This is a genomic window from Candidatus Limnocylindrales bacterium, from assembly GCA_035626395.1.
In the GTDB taxonomy this organism is placed as follows: domain Bacteria; phylum Desulfobacterota; class Binatia; order UBA1149; family CAITLU01; genus DASPNH01.
Window position 1 is genome coordinate 484,540 of record DASPNR010000042.1, and the last position, 18,905, is coordinate 503,444.

At 68.2% G+C, this 18,905-nt stretch carries 15 protein-coding genes; 8 read left to right on the forward strand and 7 right to left on the reverse strand.

All coding sequences use genetic code 11. The annotated features are described in order from the left end of the window. Positions 1-83: 83 nt before the first annotated feature. Complete coding sequence (locus VEC57_17755; protein HYC00984.1) at positions 84-779, reverse strand: hypothetical protein; 696 nt, start codon at positions 777-779, stop codon at positions 84-86. Between the two features lie 225 nt (positions 780-1,004). Between VEC57_17755 and VEC57_17760 the strand changes: the two genes are divergently transcribed. Further along, a complete protein-coding gene (locus VEC57_17760) occupies positions 1,005-1,703 on the forward strand; it encodes a hypothetical protein (protein HYC00985.1) in 699 nt (232 codons plus the stop codon). Positions 1,704-1,803: 100 nt separating this feature from the next. On the opposite strand, the gene VEC57_17765 is transcribed toward VEC57_17760, so the two are convergent. Then, on the reverse strand, positions 1,804-2,928 hold the full coding sequence (locus VEC57_17765; GenBank protein ID HYC00986.1) for an SGNH/GDSL hydrolase family protein: 1,125 nt from the start codon (positions 2,926-2,928) through the stop codon (positions 1,804-1,806). A gap of 163 nt (positions 2,929-3,091) precedes the next feature. After that, on the reverse strand, positions 3,092-5,296 hold the full coding sequence (locus VEC57_17770; protein HYC00987.1) for a hypothetical protein: 2,205 nt from the start codon (positions 5,294-5,296) through the stop codon (positions 3,092-3,094). A gap of 300 nt (positions 5,297-5,596) precedes the next feature. Between VEC57_17770 and VEC57_17775 the strand changes: the two genes are divergently transcribed. Beyond that, the gene (locus tag VEC57_17775; GenBank protein ID HYC00988.1) at positions 5,597-6,286 is read left to right on the forward strand and encodes a DsbA family protein; all 690 of its coding nucleotides are present in this window, start codon (positions 5,597-5,599) and stop codon (positions 6,284-6,286) included. Continuing rightward, on the forward strand, positions 6,283-6,888 hold the full coding sequence (locus tag VEC57_17780; GenBank protein HYC00989.1) for a DsbA family protein: 606 nt from the start codon (positions 6,283-6,285) through the stop codon (positions 6,886-6,888). The genes VEC57_17775 and VEC57_17780 overlap by 4 nt, the downstream gene beginning before the upstream one ends. A 10-nt stretch (positions 6,889-6,898) precedes the next feature. On the opposite strand, the gene VEC57_17785 is transcribed toward VEC57_17780, so the two are convergent. Together VEC57_17785 and VEC57_17790 are read right to left on the reverse strand one after the other, a co-directional pair. Then, the gene (locus tag VEC57_17785; GenBank protein HYC00990.1) at positions 6,899-7,369 is read right to left on the reverse strand and encodes a DUF1330 domain-containing protein; all 471 of its coding nucleotides are present in this window, start codon (positions 7,367-7,369) and stop codon (positions 6,899-6,901) included. 63 nt (positions 7,370-7,432) lie between these two features. Further along, positions 7,433-8,128 (reverse strand): DUF938 domain-containing protein, encoded by a 696-nt coding sequence (locus VEC57_17790; GenBank protein HYC00991.1) that lies wholly within the window; start codon positions 8,126-8,128, stop codon positions 7,433-7,435. A gap of 160 nt (positions 8,129-8,288) precedes the next feature. On the opposite strand from VEC57_17790, the gene VEC57_17795 reads away from it, so the two are divergent. Both VEC57_17795 and VEC57_17800 read left to right on the forward strand, forming a co-directional pair. Then, positions 8,289-10,946: a DUF6351 family protein gene (locus VEC57_17795; GenBank protein HYC00992.1), complete on the forward strand. Its 2,658-nt coding sequence runs from the start codon at positions 8,289-8,291 to the stop codon at positions 10,944-10,946. A gap of 167 nt (positions 10,947-11,113) precedes the next feature. Next, a complete protein-coding gene (locus VEC57_17800; protein ID HYC00993.1) occupies positions 11,114-11,992 on the forward strand; it encodes a VacJ family lipoprotein in 879 nt (292 codons plus the stop codon). A 1-nt stretch (position 11,993) separates the two neighbouring features. On the opposite strand, the gene VEC57_17805 is transcribed toward VEC57_17800, so the two are convergent. Beyond that, positions 11,994-12,656, reverse strand: a complete 663-nt coding sequence (locus VEC57_17805) for an ABC transporter substrate-binding protein (protein ID HYC00994.1) — start codon at positions 12,654-12,656, stop codon at positions 11,994-11,996. Positions 12,657-12,869: 213 nt separating this feature from the next. Here VEC57_17805 and VEC57_17810 point away from each other — a divergent pair, with 213 nt between their 5' ends. From VEC57_17810 to VEC57_17820, 3 genes are all read left to right on the forward strand, one after another. Beyond that, positions 12,870-14,159, forward strand: a complete 1,290-nt coding sequence (locus VEC57_17810; GenBank protein ID HYC00995.1) for a Glu/Leu/Phe/Val dehydrogenase — start codon at positions 12,870-12,872, stop codon at positions 14,157-14,159. Between the two features lie 11 nt (positions 14,160-14,170). Continuing rightward, the gene (locus VEC57_17815) at positions 14,171-15,478 is read left to right on the forward strand and encodes a multiheme c-type cytochrome (protein HYC00996.1); all 1,308 of its coding nucleotides are present in this window, start codon (positions 14,171-14,173) and stop codon (positions 15,476-15,478) included. A 386-nt stretch (positions 15,479-15,864) separates the two neighbouring features. Then, a complete protein-coding gene (locus VEC57_17820; protein ID HYC00997.1) occupies positions 15,865-17,055 on the forward strand; it encodes a class I SAM-dependent methyltransferase in 1,191 nt (396 codons plus the stop codon). A 128-nt stretch (positions 17,056-17,183) separates the two neighbouring features. Here the strand turns inward: VEC57_17820 and VEC57_17825 are convergent, their stop codons facing one another. Then, positions 17,184-18,788 carry a tetratricopeptide repeat protein gene (locus VEC57_17825; protein HYC00998.1) on the reverse strand — a complete coding sequence of 535 codons (1,605 nt, stop codon included), beginning with the start codon at positions 18,786-18,788 and terminating at the stop codon, positions 17,184-17,186. Positions 18,789-18,905: the final 117 nt, after the last annotated feature.

Consider the following 18,905-nt stretch of genomic DNA (forward strand, 5'->3'; position numbering starts at 1 on the left):
TCGCAGGCCGATGTCGCCGGATCAACCGCCGGCATCGCGCCTGGCGCGGGGAACGAAAGCGCAGGGGCCGCGTCAGCGGTGGTTCAGCTGCAGATCGGACAGTGTGTGTTGAACACGATGCCCACCGCTACGCGCAGGGCGATCAATGCATCGGTAGCCGTTTTGCTCGAGTTGCCATCGAGATCGCAGACGCACAGGTCGCAGCCGAGCACTCCGACGGCGGCGCGCAGGACAGCCAGCGCATCGGATGCCTGAAGTGTGCCGTCGTTGTTGAAGTCGCCGCAGACCGGCGCCGGCAGCGTCGTCGTCGAGCTGGAGGTCGTCGTGGTCGTCGTCTCGATGGTGCCGTCGCAGTCGATCTTGGAAATCGTGATCTGCGCGTTGACGGGCTGGAAGCTCGTATTGAATCCCGACTGACCGCTGAGATTGAAATCACTTGCCACCGGAAAGCGGCTGGTCGGTGTCCAAATGCAGCGTGCGAAATCCTTCGGGCCGTTGATCGGGGTGGGCGTGCCGGAGGCGGTCAGGGTCAGCGTGCGGGTCTGGTCGGCGTCGGCGGCGGCACCGATCGTGTTGTTGAGGAGGGTGCAGCCGACGTTGGGACCGGTGCCGGCGAACTCGCCGGGCGCGTTCTGGTAGATCGCGAAGACCGACGCGCTGAACAGCGGCGTTGCCGTTCCGATACGAAATGTCAGCTCGCACGACGGGCCGGCGGCGGTCGCCGACGTGGCTGCAGCCAGCAGCGCGACGGCTGCAACGAAAGGCAACGAACGGATCATGGAATCTCCCCAACCGCCGGAATTTTCGGTTCTCCGTTTGGCGGCAGCGCTGTCTACCGAACGAGCGGCGCCGACGAAAGCGGGTGCGTGCGTGACTTCGGCGCCGCAGCGCGCGCACCCGTGGCCAACCGCTCTGGCGGGCGGCCCGGAGGGCAGAATCTTCGTGATCTGCATGCGGTGAAGGCGTTGTTGCCAGCGAAGCGCGCCTGACTCATGCTTGCGGGCATGCGCAAGAACGGTCACGCACGCGGGTTCGTTACGGGTCTCATCGTCGGACTGCTGATCGGCTCGGTCAGCGTCTCCATCGCTGCCGTCGGATACAAGGCATGGTCCCGTGTCAGCCCCGACTATCGCATGGGCTACGTCAACGGCTATTTCGACATGGCGATGCTGGCACGAAATCTCCACCCGGGCGGTTTCGTGGATGAACGCTATCCCGTCTTTCCACAGGCCAGAGCTCGGGACTGGGTGGAGGCGGTCGACAAGGCGTACCAGAACCCTGCCAATCAGAAGTACAGCATGTACTCGATCCTTCAGGTGGCTGCGGGCGAGCTCGAAAAGAAGTTCGGCAAGCCGCCGACGCCGCTCGAGCGTCTCGCGCCGCGACTGAAACAGCAGCTCGAGGGGGCACGCGAGCACACCGAGCTGATGCAGAAGCAGAAGCGGACCGCGGCTGCCAAGCCCGCCGCTCCGGTCGTTCCCAAGCCGCCCAAGAAGAAGATCTGGTGCAAGTGCGCCGAGATGGAGAAGGCCTGTCCTGAGCTCGCCAAGGAGTTCACGACGCGCAAGCCGAAGGACGCGGCCGCTCCCAAAGCGGACCCGTCGCCTGATGAGCCCCCGGTCGATGAGAAGCCGGGTGCGGACACAGGCAAGCCAGCGGACTCGGCCAAGCCGTCAGCACCAGCGACGCCGCCGAAGCCGTAGCGAGAGACCGTAGCCCGGAGCCAGTCGCGCGGTGGCGGCGCGGAGCATTGCGCGAGCGTACTTGCGCACAACCGGTTTCGACGGCGCAGGCATCGCACCGCTACCGGCCTGGTTGCGCTCGATGCTCCTCGACCAGCGGTCGAAGAATGTTCACCAGCTCTCGCCCCAGAAGCCGATTGGTCTCCGGCGTGTAGTGCGGATCGTATTTGAAGGAGATCGGGCGCTTGCGTGACTCTGCGACGAGGAGCGGGGCCAGGTCGTGGTAGACGATCGACGGATCCACCGTCGGGACGAAGCTCAATGACGCCCAGGAGCTGATGTTGATGATCATCAGCCGGAACCCGTTCGCTTTGGAGAGCTCGACGAATTTCTCGAGGACGAGGCGAACACGAGGGGAAGCTTCGGGGAGGTCGGTAGTGACATCGGGCGTTCGGCGCCCTGCGTTCTTCTGCTGCCATCGCGCGGCGTCCTGCTGCTCGAGTGCACCGCGACGCTGGGCAAGGTTGACCCTGAACGTCAGATAGCTAAGCGCGTACGAGCTCCGCGTAAGAACGCTTCGCTCCTTGAACATCGGATCATCGGGACGCAGGTACCATGTGTCGCCGCCGCCGGCGACGCCCTGGTTCCTCGGCGACAGCGGAGGCTGTGCCGACAGTTCGACGCGGCCGTCGCGCACGAGACCGGGCAGCTCGCGCGTCAATCCCACGAAGTTGATGAAAATCACGACCCAGTCCGGCGCATAGCGCAAGCCTTCGCGAGCAAGATAGACGAGCTCCGAGTCCAGGCCCCATCCCGGAACGCTCGCGTTGATGATCTCGAGGCCGTCGAGCTCATCCTCGGGAATGTCGGTGAAGCGGGCGCCGTAGGGAACACCTTCGCCGAACGTGATGCTGTCGCCCAAGGCCAGGATGCGAAGCCTGTCCTGTGGCTTCTCGTACGCGTACTCCTGGTCGCGAAGACCCTTGCTATTCGTACGGTAGATCACGGAGAAATCGGATGTGACCGCCAGAACCTCCGTGTTCGGGGCCAGCGCTGCCGTGGTCTGCGGGTCCGCGCGAAAGAGCGCACGCGGCAGGCGATCGGAGTTCTTCAGTTCTTTCAGGTAGAGGCGATAGTCGATGCCCTGCGCGTAGCCGACCAGCCGAAACATCGCCTCGATCAGGGTTAAAGCGAAGGCGAGAGAGGCCGTCAGGAGCAGAAGCTTTTTGCTCAGCTCGGCCCGCATGGGCCCACGCCTCCCGATACCACGCTGCCGCCACGGCCGCGGCGAATACCATCACCGCCGCCGCTCGGGTGCGAGCTACGAGGGTCTTCGACGGGGTGAACGATCACCCGATGTTCCTACCTCAGAGTCGCGGATTATCAAGACATGTCGCAGCGGCTGTCCGCTAGCCGCGGACGTTCGCGGCTAGCAGCTCCACCAGCGCGCGCGCCTGCAGCTGCAGTGCGCAGTCGTGTATGCCGTCGTTGTTGTCGGCGTCCGGGCCGCAGCCATCGAGCTTCCGCTGCAGCGACGCGAGCGTTGCCAGCGAGCTCGCCTCGTCGCCGTGCAGCAGCGTTCTTTCGATCCCGTCCAGTCGGTGCAGCAGCGAGCGGCGGCTGCCTCGGTTCTTGAAGGCATCGCCGGGGAGACCGGCAAGGAACGCCTGGACGAACTCGACATCGTGCCCGTCGAAGAGGCCGTCATCGTCGCTATCCTCGTCCAGGGCTCCGGTGCCGAGCTCCACCTCCAGGCCGTCGTCGAGGTCGTCATCATCGCTGTCGGAATCGGTCGGGTCGGTACCGTGGATGGACGTTTCGTCGCCATCGCTGAGGCCGTCATCGTCGCTGTCGGCGTCGTTTGGATCGCTGCCGTGGGTGTGGATCTCGTCGCCATCGCTCACGCCGTCGTCGTCGCTATCGGCGTCCAGAGGGTTGCTCTGGTGCACGTCGACCTCCTCGCCGTCGCCGAGACCGTCATCGTCGCTGTCGGCGTCATCGGCAGCGGTTCCCAGCGCAAGCTCCCGGCAGGTGGTCAGGCCATCGCCGTCGGCGTCGATGCCGGTGTGGCCGATGTCAAAAGCGACCTCCATGTCGGGCGACGTCACGGCGTGCGAGCCGAGCGCGAATCGGGAGATCTCCACGTGCACGCCGAGCAGCGCCTGGTCGCCGTCGGGATTGAGCTCGCCGACGGGCCCATCGTCGTCGTCCCAGGCCTGCAGCGTCGCAACGGCGGCGTCGGCCTGCTCCGGCGTCAGGCACAAGGAGACGGGGCCGGGAGCGGAATCGTCGCCGACGACCGCGCCGCTGTGCACGGTCAGCGCGGTCACCTCTTCACGCGCCGAGCGCGTAAGGTCGTGCGTATAGACCACGAGCACGAAGTTGAGGTCGCCGGGATTGTCGCCGTCGTCGTGATCGTCGAGCACTTTGATGCTGTCCACGTCCACCGTCACTTCGACCGTCCCCGCAGGCGTTGCCTCGCAGGGCGTGCCCGGCGGATGGGGCGAACCTGCTCCGCTGTCGGCGGTGGACTCCCGCACCCAGTACGCCATCGGGATGCTGACGCCGGCGAAGCCCCAGACGCGGCGCGCGAGATGGAGAAGCCGGCACCATTCATGCGCCGTCTGCCGTGTGGCGAACTCGGCCGCGGCATAATGATCGTCGGGCACGCCGCCGTGATACTGGATCGTCATCCTGGTGCTGTCCTTGTTGAGATTGGTGTGGGTCTGGCTCATCTCGGCCGGACATTCCTCTTCCTGGAACGCGGACCCGTGCGTGGAGCCGCTGATCACGCCGATGTAGCGCGCATCGATTCCCTCCGGGAGGATCATCGGAATGTTGTAGGGCTGCTCGTAGGGGCTGGTCGTGTGCCAGTCGTCGCTGAACCCGTCCTCTTCCGTCAACACCACGAAGTTCTCCAGCGGATGCGGATAGCGCGCTGCCAGGAACCGCGCATCGACGGCCAACGGCTGCCAGCGCCGGACGCGGAAGACGTCCACCGTCGGGTCCATGAGCGGCGGCGGCGTGTCATTGAACGGGTTCCATGGCTGCGCGCTGGACAGGTCGGTGCCAGGCGGCACACGCGAATCCGACCAGCCGCGAAAGATCTCGACCCAGTTCGAGTGAGAGTAGAAGTCCTGGATCGGATGGAGCGCGTATCCCAGAACGGCAGCCGCGTCCGCCGGACGTGGATTGGAAGGATTGAACAGGCCGGTGATGCCCCAGAGGTCTTCATGCGGAAGCGTGCAGTGCCCGGGCACGCAGACACCCTGGAAATAGTTGTGATCGACCGAGCTCGAATAGATGCCGTTGATGTTGTCGGCGGCGCTCTCCCAATCGCAGCCGTCCATGTGGCTCCACAGCGTGTCGATGTGCTCGTGGTCCATGTGCAGGTTGGTGCTGACGGTGCGGCTGAGCAGATGGGGACGCATGAAGGCCAGGCCGTCTCGCGTGATCTGGGCGTGGCAGCGTGGAGTGCCGAGATCGTTGCAGACGTCGGCATGCTCGATGCAGAAAGAGTCGGTGTCTTCGCAGAATGCGGTTGAAGCGGCAGGGCGCAGAAGAACGGAAAGGAAACAGCCGGCGAACGCAGCCGCCGTCAATCGTGAGCTCATTGGACCCTCCGACACTTGGCGACGGGAAACGTCGCCGGCCCCGGCGGCCGGAGTCGGCCGCCTGCGCATGCGCGCGATGTGTCGAGCAGAGTGGAACACCTTTCGGCGGATGCGCCTAGGCAGGTGCGCGGCCGATTGGCGCATCACGCGTAGATTCTTCGGTTACACCATCATCGCGGGGCAAAAGACGTGCGCATACTTGCAGCCGCCACGCCGATCCGCCGGCGCCGGCCGCGTGGCGAAAATCATGGCTCGCCGGGTACGATTTTCTCGGCGGCGGGCGCCGGCTAGAGCTGTCCCATGGACCCGCTGCGCTCGGACCGCCCGCTGATCGTCTACATCGATTTCAAGAGCCCCTACGCTTTCATCGCCGTCCAGCCGACCTACGAGATGGCCGGAGAGCTGGGAATCTGCATCGACTGGCGTCCACTGACGCTGGACATCCCGTCGTTCGCGGGCTCGGCGCGGCTCGATCGCAACGACCAGGTCCTGGAGAGCGAACGCAGCCAGAGCCAGTGGTCGTGGGTCAAGTATGCCTACCGCGACGCCCGCCGCTACGCCCGGCTGCGCGGCTGGACACTTCGCGGCACGATCAAGATCTGGGACACCACCGTGGCTGGCATGGGCCTGGAATGGGCAAAGAGGCACGGCGACGACGTCACGCGCCGCTACATCGAGACGACCTACGAGCGTTTCTGGAAGCGCGAGCTGGACGTCGAGGACATCGCCGTCGTCGAGTCGGTGCTGAGCGAGTCGGGCGCCGAGCTTGCCGGATTCCGCCAGACCACCGAGGGCGGGGCGCGCCAGGCCTACCTCGCGCGGCAGGAAGCGATCTTCGACGCCGGCATCTTCGGAGTGCCCGGCTACGTCGTCGACGGCGAGTACTACTGGGGACGCGAGCACCTGCCGCGCATCCGCTGGATCCTGACGGGGCGCCGGGGGCCGTCGCCCGACATCGCCTATACGCGCATGGCGAGGGCGTCGGCGTGAACGTCCGCGTCCTCGTCGACTTCGCCAGCGCGGCTTCCTATCTGGCCATCGAGCCCGCGCGCGCCCTCGAATCTCGTGTCGGCGCCACCTTCCAGTGGCTCCCGTTCCACGGGCCGGCGCTGACGCTGACCGAGCCCGCAGAGGCGACCACCGACCGCGGCACCAAGCACCGGCGGCTTCGCGCGCAGTACATCGCGCGCGACCTGCAGCGCTATGCCGAAGCGCGCGGCCTTCACCTCACCGACGTCCACCGCAAGGTCGATGCAGGGCCGGCGTCGCTGGCGTTGCTGTGGCTGAACCGATGCGCGCCCGAGCGCGCCGGTGATTTCGTCGAGCGAGTCTTCCAGCGCGTATGGCGTCACAACGAGCCCGCCGATGCGGCGTTTCTCGAGAACGCGCTGGGAGAATTCGGCAGCGGCTTCCGGGACTATCGCGCCGGCGACGCGGCGCGCGACCTCCAGCGCGTGCGCGACGAAGCGACCGAAATCGGCGTTTGGATCTCGCCGGCCTTCGTCGTCGGCGACGAGCCGTTCATCGGCCGCCAGCACCTGCCGATCGTCGAGTGGCTGCTCGCGGGCCAGAAGGGCCCGCCGCCGATCTGAGCGCCTGCCGCTATGCCGGAAGAAGCGGCCTGCTGACCACCACGATCGTCCGCGCCAGCCCGGCATCGCGGTGCACGAGCGCCGCCGTGTAGTCGGGGTCGCGCAGCATGTCGATGAACGCCTCCGTGTTCGGATATTCCATCGTGGCGATCTGATGCCAGCGTCCGCCGTCACCGATGATGCTCTGCTCGACGTCGTTGTAGAGCGTCAGCCGGCCGCCGCGCCTGGTGACGTGCGCGAACGCGACGGCGCCGTATCGCGCATACGCTTCGGCGCCGGTGAGCCCGGCGTCGGCCAGCGCGTGTCCGGCCGGGTAGCGTGCAACGTCGTGATACTCGAGCAGGTTGACGAACTGCAGCGGTCCGTCGCGGTCTTCGGTCACCAGCTCTCGCAGCTGCTCGAGGCTGGGGTTGATGCCGCCGAGGCCATGCGCCGACAGCTCTTCGATCAGTGCATCGATCTCGCTCGCCGTTCTTGCCATGGCCCACCATGCGGCGGCGACGCGCCGGTCACAAGCGGGCAGGCGCGACGAGCGCGCGCTGCCTCAGGACTTGTGCCATACCAGCGTCCGGTTGTTCGCCGGCATCGCGTGATCGGCCACCAGGTTCATGCCGGCTGCTGAGGCCTCTCGGCGCAGGTCGGTGATATCGCGAATCCCGCTGGCCGGGTCGCGCTGACGCAGCATGCGGTCGAAGTCGGCATTGCTCGCGGACGTATGGACGCCCTCGTAGGCGAAGGGCCCGTAAAGGACGAAGCTGCCCCCGTCTTTCAGCACGCGTCCGACGCCGGCGAACATCGCCTGCACCTGTGGCCAGCTCATGATGTGCGCGGTGTTGGCGCTGAAGACGGCATCGAATGTTCGCTGCGGCCACTCGCGCTCGACGTCCAGGTCGAGCGGCGGTCGTACGTTGCCAGCACCCTCGGCTTCGATCCACGCGCGAATGGCCGGATGATTCTCGCCGCGGTCGCTGGTGTGCCAGGTGATGTGCGGCATCGCTCGCGCGAAGAAGACCGCATGCTGGCCGGTGCCGCTGCCGATCTCCAGGACCTCGCGCGCCGCCGTCAGCTCGGCACGCAGAACCTCGAGAATCGGTTCTCTGTTGCGCTCGCAAGCGGGAGAGAAGGACGGGCCCGAGCCGCCAAGGTCGCCGGCGCTGCGCCAGGGCCGATCACCGGACCGGGCCGATGGCTGGCCGGCAATCGGCCGGCGCTTCTCTTCATCGTCACGAGCATCCGCCATCCCTCCTCTATATCGCTCCGCCTCGCCTCGCGCATTGCCGTCAGGAGGGTGGCGGGCGGGCCACTTTCTGCTGACCCACTTGTAGGTATCGGGCTGCCGGCTAAGGTTGAGGAAACTTTCCGCTGAGCTCGTGCGGCTCGCTTCGGCATTGGAGGCCTGCATGAACACTGTTCCTCGAACGACCGTGGTCGCTCTCGCCATCGGTCTGCTCGCGGCCGGCCCGGCAGCCGCGGCGACCCAGCTCATCCTCGGAAGAAGCTTCCAAGTCGGCGATCCCTCAGGGGATCCGTCGGGCCGCCGGATCGTCGGGTCGGCCCAGGAGTCCTCCAGCGCCAACACCGTCGAAGGCGATCCGACGTCCAGCGGGGCGACGCTGACGATCATCGCCGACGGCGCGACTCCAACCACCCAGACCTTCGAGCTTCCGGCCTCGGGGTGGTCCGCGATCGGCGATGTCGGCTATCAGTGGTCGAACGCGAGCCATCCCGCCAGCCCCGTCCGCCGCGCGATCATCAAGCGGACCACGCGCGGGGTCTTCCTGCTCAAGGTCCAGGTCGACGGCCGCAGCGGCCCCGTCGAAGTCGTGCCGCCCGCTCCCGGCGTCAGCGGCAGCTTCATCCTGACGATCGGCAACGGCGACGGCTATTGCGCCGGCTTCGGCGGCGCCGCCGGCGGCCAGATGCCGCGCAACGACAGCCGCCAGTGGACGGTCAAGCGCCCCACCGCCGAGGGCTGCGCCCAGGCGCTCACGCTCGGCGTCCTCTCCAACCGCGCGGATCTGATCAGCGGCGGCAACGCGCTGGTGCAGGTCGTGCTGCCGCCGGGGACCGACGCATCCGACGTCACCGTCGATCTCGACGGCATGGACGTGACCGGCGCCTTCGCGCTGCGCGACGACGGCCGCTATCTCGGCGTCGTCACGGAGCTCGCTCTCGGCGACAACGTGCTGACTGCGCGCGCGCCCGGAGTGCGGGCCGCGGCCATCACGATCACCAATCATCCCATCGGCGGACCGGTGTTCTCGGGCGAGCAGCTCCAGCCGTGGCTCTGCACCACCGACGGCAACGGCCTCGGCCCGGCGCAGGACGAGCAGTGCAACGCGGGAACCATCGTCGAGTACTTCTATCGGCCCACCGGCGGCGTCCGCTTCATGCCCTACGATCCGGAGAACCCGCCGAGCGACGTCGCGACGGTGACGACCGATCAGGGCGAGATGGTCCCGTACGTGATCCGCCAGGAGACCGGCACGCACAATCGCGGCATCTACCGCGTCGCGGTGCTGTTCGATCCGGCACAGCCTTGGGAGCCGTGGTCACCGCAGCGCGGATGGAACCGCAAGCTGCACTATCTGTTCGGTCCGAGCTGCGGCACCGTGCACTCGCAGTCCAACGCGCAGAACGTCCAGAACGATCGCGCGCTCTCGCGCGGCTTCATGGTCGCCACGTCCTCGCTCAACGTTCTCGGCAACAACTGCAACACCACCACCTCTGCCGAGTCGGTGATGATGCTCAAGGAGCATATCGTCGAGACCTACGGCGAGATCCGCTACACGACCGCCGAGGGATGCTCGGGCGGCTCCATCGGCCAGCACATGGTCGCCAACAACTACCCGGGCCTGCTGCAGGGCATCCAGCCGAATTGCAGCTTCACCGACAACTGGTCCACGGGCCTAGAGGTCGTCGACTGCCATCTGCTGCTCAACTACTTCACGGCAGTATCCCCACAGCTGTGGGCGGCGCCGAACCAGCAGTCGGCGGTCAGCGGACACGCAAGCTTCAGCTCGTGCGTGGCATGGGAGGCGCTGTTCGCGCCGGTGGTCGATCCCGAAGGCGGCTGCGGCCTGTCCGCCGACCAGGACTATGATCCAGTCGACAACCCGACCGGCTGTCGCGGCAGCGTTCCCGACTTCAACGTCGCAGTCATCGGGCGGCGTCCGCCCGAGCTGTGGGACCAGAGCCCCGAGCCGACGCGCAGCGCCGAGTACGCAGCCGGTGGCTTCGCGCGGCTCCCCTACGACAACGTCGGCGTGCAGTACGGGCTGGAAGCGCTGCTGGCCGGCCAGATCCTGACGGAGCAGTTCGTGGACCTCAACGAGAAGATCGGCACCGTCGACATCGACTTCAACTACGCCTCCGGTCGCCGCCACGCCGATACCGGGTCCGAGCTGCTGTACCGCGCCGGCGGCGTCAACGACGGCGGGCAGCTCGACCAGGTCGCGATCATCGATCTGCGCGGCACGAGCAACGCCGAGATCCACACCGACTACCACAGCTACGTGATGCGCGAGCGGCTGATCCGCTCCAACGGCCACGCCGACAACCACATCATCTGGACGACGCCCGCGCCTCTGGTGCCGCCGCCGGCCGTGGCCGATGCCGCCTTCGACCTGCTCGACCGCTGGCTGGCCGCCATCGAAGCGGACACGACCGCCGATCCGCTGGAAGTCAAGGTGACGCGCAACAAGCCGGCCGACGCGGTCGATGCATGCCTGATCAACGATCAGATGGTGACCGACATGGCGGCGTGCAGCGCCGCGTTCCCGTACTTCGGCTCGCCGCGCCTGGTGGCCGGGATGCCGCTCTCGCACGACATTGCCGCCTGTCAGACGCGGCCGCTCGATCGGGATGATTATGCGAGCGTCGTTCCGCCGCTCACCGACGAGCAGTGGGCGCGCCTGCAGGCGGCGTTCCCCGAGGGCGTTTGCGACTACGGTCTGCCCGGCGTGGGGCAGGAGCCGTCCGTACCGTGGCTGACGTACAAGGACGGCCCCGGCGGGCAGCCGCTTGGCGAGCCGCCGGTGTCGGCGCCGGCGGATTGAGGGATCCGCGAACTTCGCGGTACGTGCGCGTGCATCGGTCTTCGCGCACCGCCACAGTCGCGCGCCATCGTGATTTTGGGTAGGGAGGTTGCAGGTTCAGCAGGCAGCCATGCGACGCGGCCGAAGGCGCGCTTCGCGGTCGCCGCGGCCGACGGAGTCACGAATCGGTGCGATGGCAGCGTGATCGGCGGGCAAGCCTGCGGGCAGCATTTCTGCTCGTACTGGCGCTCGTCGTCCCCTCGCCAGGCGTTGCCGACGAGACGTCCGGCGACCCGCTCCTCGAAAGCTTCGAGGCCGAGCTCGAGACGCAGGCGGTCGCCTATCCGGACCCGCTCGAAAATCTCAACCGCCGCACCCAGCGCCTGAACGCGGGCCTCAACGAGGCGATCTTCGATCCGATGACGCGCCTGTACTCGTGGATGATTCCCGAGCCCGGCCGCAAGGCCATCCGCCGCTTCCTCAGCAACCTTGCGGCGCCCTCCACGTTGATCAACGACCTGCTGCAGGGCCGGCCCCGTGATGCCGCGGTCACCGCCGGCCGATTGGTCATCAATACGGCGGTGGGGTGGGGCGGCCTCATCGATGCGGCTGCATGCATGGGGCTGCCGCCGCACCACTCCGACTTCGGGCAGACGCTGGCGATCGCCGGAGTGCGCAGCGGCCCGTACCTCATCCTGCCGATGCTCGGGCCGACCACGGTCCGCGATGCGTTCGGCGACGCCGTCGGTCTGCTGTTCCGTCCGACGACGTACTTCCTGGCCGGGGCCGAATCGCTCTTCTACACGACGGCCTACGGCACGGGCACCGGACTGGTGACGCTCGAGGAGCATGCGCGATCGCTGCGGCGCCTGGAGAGCGGATCTCTCGACTACTATGCGGCCTTGCGCAACGCCTATTACCAGAACCGCACCGCGCAGATTGCGACGGCGCGCACGTCGCGGCCACTGGGCACCGACGAAGCCTACTGCCACTGTCCGGGCGGATGCCGCCGCATCGGGGATGACGGCGCGCTCGGCGACTCGGTCGAGCCCGAGCAGCCGCGCTGAGTCACTCGAGCTTCTTGCCCGATTCGAGGTCGGCGATCTTGCCTTCGAGCGATGCCAGCAGCGCCTCGAAGCCGCTGGACTTGAGCAGCGCCGCGTATTCCGCGCGCCGCAGCGCGAGCTCGCTGACCGTGCCCTTGGCGTAGACGTCGATGATCTTCCAGGCGTCGTCCGCCTTGCGCATGCGATAGTTGAGCTCGACGTTCTCCGCGCCCGGATCGATGACGCGCGTCAGGACCATGACCGTGTCGTTCTCGCCCTTCTGCTCGCCCAGAGACTCGAAACGCTGCCCGCTGTCGCGGTCGAGGCGGGCGGCATAGTTGGCGATCATGAATCTCTTGAACGTCTCCGCCCACCGCTTCTGGTCGGCTTCGCTCAGGTCATTCCAGGCGCGGCCGATGACGGCACGTGCCATGAACGTCGTGTCGTAGGCGTTCTCGATGGCTGGCGCCAGACGCTCGTATCGGGCGGCGTACGGTAGCCGCGCCGAGTCCTTCAGGACGCCCGCGTACGTCTGATGCAGCGCTTCGACGACCTTGGCCGGCGGCGTCTCGCCCGCTGCATCGGGCGCGAGCGCAACCACGGCCGCGATGGCCGTGGCGGCGACGGCGCGGCGCAGCCGCCGCACGCGCGCGAGGACCCGAAGCTGGTTGGCGGCAGGCGGCACGGCGCGCGGACAATGGCATCGGTGGTGGCGCGGGGCAACTTCGTGCGCGGCGCACCCGGCGCCGCGACGACGAGGACGGGACGGCTCGGCAGCGAGCGTCGTGACGGCCGTTCGCGGTTGCGCCGGCATTCAGGACTGCCTTTTCTCCGATCGCCGGCATGCATCCATTGCGTCGGCAGCGACACGAGAACACAACGAGCCGGCGGAGGTCCCGTGAAAGCCACCACTGTCTTCGACGATGCCATCGTCCGCCTCGAGGAGCTGTCGCGCATTGCCGGTGTGCACGACGAAGTCGTGGATGCCCTGCGCCGCCCGATGGCCACGCTCAGCGTGACGCTGCCGGTGCGGATGGATGACGGGTCGATGCGCTACTTCCCCGCCTTCCGTTGTCACTACAACGACATTCTCGGGCCCACCAAGGGCGGCATCCGCTATCACCCCGGCGTCACCATTCAGGAGGTGGAGGCGCTGGCATTCTGGATGACGATCAAGTGCTCGGTGGTCGGTCTGCCCTACGGCGGCGGCAAGGGCGGCGTCGTGGTCGATCCCAAGACGCTGTCGCCAATGGAGGTGGAGCGGCTCTCGCGCGCCTACGTCCGCGCGATGGCCGACTTCATCGGTCCCGACATCGACATACCGGCGCCCGACGTCTACACGAACGAGCGCATCATGGGATGGATGGCCGACGAGTACGAGGCCATCAAGCGCGTCAAGGCGCCAGCCGTCATCACCGGCAAGCCCATCAGTCTGGGCGGCAGCCTCGGCCGCGGCGAAGCCACGGGGCGCGGCGCGTTCCTGGTGATCGAGGAGCTCGCGCGTGTGCGCAAGCTGGATCGCAAGGCGACGCGGGTGGCGGTCCAGGGCTTCGGCAACGCCGGCTATCACGTGGCCAGTCTGCTGTGCGCGGCAGGCTACAAGGTCGTGGCGGTGAGCGACTCGCAGGGCGGAATCCACTCCGACGCCGGCTTCGACGTCGACAGCCTCTTCCGCATCAAGCAGGAGTCGCGACAGCTTCGTGCCGTCTACTGCAGCGGCTCGGTGTGCCAGCTGGTCGAGCACCGCAGGATCTCGAACGAGGAGCTGCTCGAACTGGATGTCGACATCCTGATTCCGGCGGCGCTCGAAGGCGCCATCACCGAGGACAACGCACCGCGCGTGCGTGCGCCGATGATCGTGGAGGTCGCCAACGGACCGATCACGCCCACTGCCGACAAGATCCTGCAGGCCGCGGCCAGGCTGGTCGTTCCCGACGTGCTCGCCAATGCCGGCGGCGTCACCGTCAGTTATTTCGAATGGGTGCAGAACCTGCAGGGATACCGCTGGACGCTGGCCGAGGTGCGCACGCGTCTGGCCGAGATCATGCAGCGCGCCTTCGCCGAAGTGTGGGCCTTGCACGAGACGGAGGGAATGCCGCTTCGGACCGCCGCCTACGTTCTGGCCATCCGCCGCATCGGGGAAGCCATCGACGCGCACGGCTCGCGCGACTTCTTCCGGCAGGACTGAGCATGCGGAACGTGGGCCGACGGATCGCGCTGGGGCCGACGTTCGCGGTCGGCTTGCTGGTGTCCGCGGTCGCGACGGCGGCGGCGCAGGAACCGCGCTACCTCGGCGCGGCGTCGTGCGCGAGCAGCGTCTGCCATGGCGCGCTCATCGGCCGTGACGGCGCGAGCGTCTTGCAGAACGAGTACATCGTCTGGTCGGAGGAGGACCGCCACGCGCGCGCGTACGAGGTTCTGCTCGAGCCGAGGTCGGCCGCCATCGCCGCCAACCTCGGCATCCCCGCCGCGCACGAAGCGGCGCTGTGCCTGGATTGCCACGCCACCAACGCGGCGCGTGCGGCACGTGGACCGAAGTTCCAGATCAGCGACGGCGTCTCGTGCGAAAGCTGTCACGGCGCAGCCTCGCGCTGGATCGAGACGCACGACGACAGCGGCCGCAGCCACGCCGACAACGTCGCCGCCGGCATGGTCGCGCTCGAGGACGTCGGCGTGCGCGCGCAGGTGTGCGTGTCCTGCCATGTCGGCGACGACGATCGCTTCGTGTCCCATCGCATCATGGCCGCCGGCCATCCGCGCACCAGCTTCGAGCTGGACACGTTCACGCATCTGCAGCCGCGCCACTATCGTGTCGACGAAGACTACCGCCGGCGCAAAGGCGAGGTGGACGGCGTGCAGGCATGGGCTGTCGGGCAGGCCGCGGTGCTGGTCGACTACTTCGATCGCCTGGCCGGACATGCGGGAGGCGACGCGGTCTGGCCCGAGTTCGCGCTCTTCGACTGCTTCAGCTGCCACCACTCCATCGGATCGCAGCGCGCCGGCGGCGGCGTTCGCCCGGCTGCCAGCCTGGGCATTCCGTCGGTGCTGCGCGCCAGCGCCATCATGTACGAAGCCGCGGCGGCGACGGCGGGCGTTCCTTCCTCCGCTCGCATCGACTCCGGGTTGCACGAGCTGGAGGCGGCGCTGGCGCGTCGCGGCGGCGATGCGGTTTCGCAGGCGCGGTCGCTTCGCCAGAACGCCGACAGCGGTCTGCGGCATCTGGCGCGCTGGCAGCCGCGGCGTGGCGATCTCCACGAGCTGCTCGCGCGGCTGTCGTCGCGGGCGGCGGTTGCAAGGTACCGCAGCTACAGCGACGCCGAGCAGGCGACGATGGCGGTGCAGGCGGTCGTCGCCTCGCTGGCGGATCGCGGCGAGCTGGCCGGCGAGCGCGGGCGCCTGACGGCGGCCGTGGACGGCCTGTTCGATGTCACGTCCAGCGAGGCCGCGTTCCGGCCTGAGGATTTCGCTTCGGCCATGGCCAGAGTGGCCTCGCTCGCGGCCGACTGACCCCCCGTGGTTCCAGCGCCGTCTGCGCGCGCAAGCAAGGGAAATGGGCCGATTCGCACCGCCTGGACGCGTTTTCCCGCGCACCGTCTTGACGGCCGCTCGATGCCGGACCACGACGGGAGAAGTCTGCGCCTGACGACTGCGGGACGTGGCCGAGCGGGTAGCAACGACTTCGGTCGTTGCGTTCGACTCGGCAACGTCCCGCTCCTGTCTGAGGCCGGAGATCCCTCCCGACGAGCTTCCGACGGCTTCCTGGCATCGCTCGGCCTGCGGCCGTTCTCGCGCACGTCAGCGCCGGCATCCTCACGGACGCTGGCCCTACGCCGCACCGCGTAAGACGGACGGGCTGCGTTGACTCGCCGCCACGGCGATGGGAGAGCCCGCACGTGTCTTCCACACCTGTCATTCGGCTGCGAGGCGACAAGGAGCGCTCGCTGCTGCGACGCCATCCCTGGATCTTCTCCGGCGCCATCCTGCGCGAGGATGCAGGCATCGAGCCTGGCCAGACCGTGGACGTGGTGGGCGAGGATCACGCATTTCTGGCGCGCGGCGCCTACTCGCCCTCCTCGCAGATCCGCGTGCGCGTATGGACGTTCGAGGAAGACGAAACGGTGGACGAGGGGTTTTTGAGGCGACGCCTGCAGGTGGCGATGCACGCGCGCCGCGACCTCGTGCGCGGGTCTACCGCTGTGCGCATGGTCAACGCCGAATCGGACGGTCTTCCCGGCCTCGTCGTCGATCGCTACGGCGACGTCCTGGTCTGCCAGTTCCTGTCTGCGGGCGTGGAAGCGTGGCGTGCGGCCATCATCGAAGCACTTGCCGATCTCGGTGCCGCCGCCTGCCTCTACGAGCGCTCCGATGCCGAGGTGCGCGCCAAGGAAGGGCTCGAGCAGCGCAGTGGATTGCTGCGGGGGCAGGAGCCGCCGGCGCTCGTCGAGGTCGTCGAGAACGAGCGGCGCTATCTCGTCGACGTTCGCCGCGGTCACAAGACCGGTTTCTACATCGACCAGCGCAGCGGGCGCGATGCCGCCCAACGATGGGCGGGCGGTCGCAGCGTTCTCAACGCGTTCTCCTATACCGGCGGCTTTGCCGTGGCGGCGCTGCGCGGCGGCGCCGCCGGCGTCCTCAGCATCGACAGCTCGCGTGACGCGCTGGAGCTGGCGCGCCGCAACCTCGAGCTCAACGGCCTCGCCGATGAGCGTAGCGAGAATGTCGAAGGCGACGTGTTCGCGCTTCTGCGGCGTTTTCGCGACGCGCGCCGCAGCTTCGACATGATCGTGCTCGATCCGCCCAAGTTCGCCGAGTCGCGAGCGCAGCTGGATCGTGCCGCACGCGGGTACAAGGACATCAACCTTCTCGCGTTCAAGCTCCTGTCTCCGGGCGGAGTGCTGCTGACGTTCTCATGCTCGGGGCTGATGCAGCCCGAGCTGTTCCAGAAGATCGTCGCCGACGCCGCGCTCGACGCGCGGCGCGATGCGCAGATCCTCGAGCGTCTCGAGCAGCCGCCCGATCACCCCGTGGCCACCACCTTTCCCGAAGGCGGCTATCTGAAAGGCCTCGTCTGCCGCGTCGCCTGATGCGCGCGCTGGCCGCGAAGCGACGCGACGGTGCGTCGCTCCGCCGCCACGCAGGATGGCCCGGCTGGTGCCGGTCCTCGCCAGGCGTCCGTCGCAGGAGCCTTCGCTCGCCGCCGGCGTGGCAGCTCTCACCGCTGCGGCAGCCGCGCCAGTGACTCGCGCGCCGGCGCAAAGGACGGATCGATTTCCAGCGCGCGTTCCCACTTGCGGCGCGCATCCTCGTAGAGTCGCTGGTTGGCATCGAGAGTCGCGAAGTTGCTCCACAGCGCGGCGCTGCCGGAGTCGAGGCCGATGGCGCGTTCGTAGGCGCGCCGCGCATCCTCGTCGCGCCGCAGATGCTGATAGGCGATGGCGAGCTGGCCGTGTGCCTGCGCATCGTGCGGGGCAATGCGTACGCAACGCTCGTAGACCGCTGCCGCCTGCGCATGCTGTGCGCGCGCAAGGTGCAGGTTGCCGAGGTTGAAGCACGCGCGCGGGCTCGGCGAGTACGCCAGCGTCGTCCGATAGACGCTCTCGGCGTCGGCGAGCTGATGCTGGCGCGCGAGCACCGCCGGCGTCCACGCCGCCGCCAGCACCAGCGCGCTGGCCACGACGATGGCGCCGCGCTGTTGCACCGGCAGCCAGCGAGCGAGCGCGCCGGCGGCAAGCGCCGACAATGGCGCCAACGGAAGATACGCGAACTGCTCGCCGGTAAAGATCAGGTGCTCGGCGATGCGCGGATGGACCGGGATCAGGCCGCAGACGGGCAGATACAGCAGCACGGCAAGCACGGCCGCAAGCCGCGGCGCGGTCGGCCGGCGAAGGAACGCGGCGGCCACGCCCGCAGCGGCGACGACGAAGGCCAGGCCAAGCAGTGCAGCGCCGCCGCCTCCGGTCGGCGTCAGGCGGTCCAGATGCAGATCGCCGGGCCAGAGCGTGAGCCGCAACAGGATGGCCAGCGTGGTTCCGGCCGCGCGCAGCCGTAGCCATGGCGGAACCGCGGCCGAGACCGCGTCGCCCGGCCATACCAGGAACAGGCCGGCGCCGGACGCAATCAGCGCTGCCACCGCCACCCACGGCCGCGAGTGCTCGGCGCGCCCCCGCCACGCCCGATGCCACCAGAGCGCGGCCACCGCCGGTCCGGCCATGACGCCGCTCTCCTTGGACAGCGCCGACAGAAGGCACAGCGCCGCTGCACCGGCGGCGGCCAGAGCCGGGCCGCTGCGGCGCTCGGCCAGCGCCACGTGCAGCGCGGCGAGGAGGAACAGGGCGGCCAGCAGATCCGTGCGGCCCGAGACGTAGGCGACGGCGGCGGAGCACAGAGGATGGGCGGCCATCAGGATGGATGCGGCGGCCGCCACCGGCACCGCGGCGCCCAGGCGCAGAAGAAGCAGCGCCAGCAGCGCGACGGCGGCCCCATGGATGGTGGCGTTGAAGAGATGCAGCGCGGCGGGCGAGGCGCCGCCGAGCCGTGCCTGCGCCGCATAGCTGACCATGACCATCGGCCGTGCGTACTGGCCCGGCGCCGGCCGAATCAGCTCTGCCGCCGGCGCGGTGGCCGCGGCGGGAACGTGCAGCTCGTCGTCCCACACCAGCGGATTGCGCAGGCTCGGAAGGTAGAGCAATGCCGCGAGGATGGCGGGCAGCACCACAGCCGATGCTCGAACGTACCGCGGCGGCCGCCGCCGGCGCGGCTCGTCGCGCTCGCAGCCTTCGCGCGCCGCGCCGGAAGCGCGCCGTTCGAACAGCCTCATCGACTGCGCGCGTCTGGACACCGGCATCGGTCGAACCCTATCATGGGCCGGCTTGCCGGCGACGGGCCCTGGTCCCGCGCTCGCAGCACCCTCGGAGTTGTCCCATTCCTGGTCGGA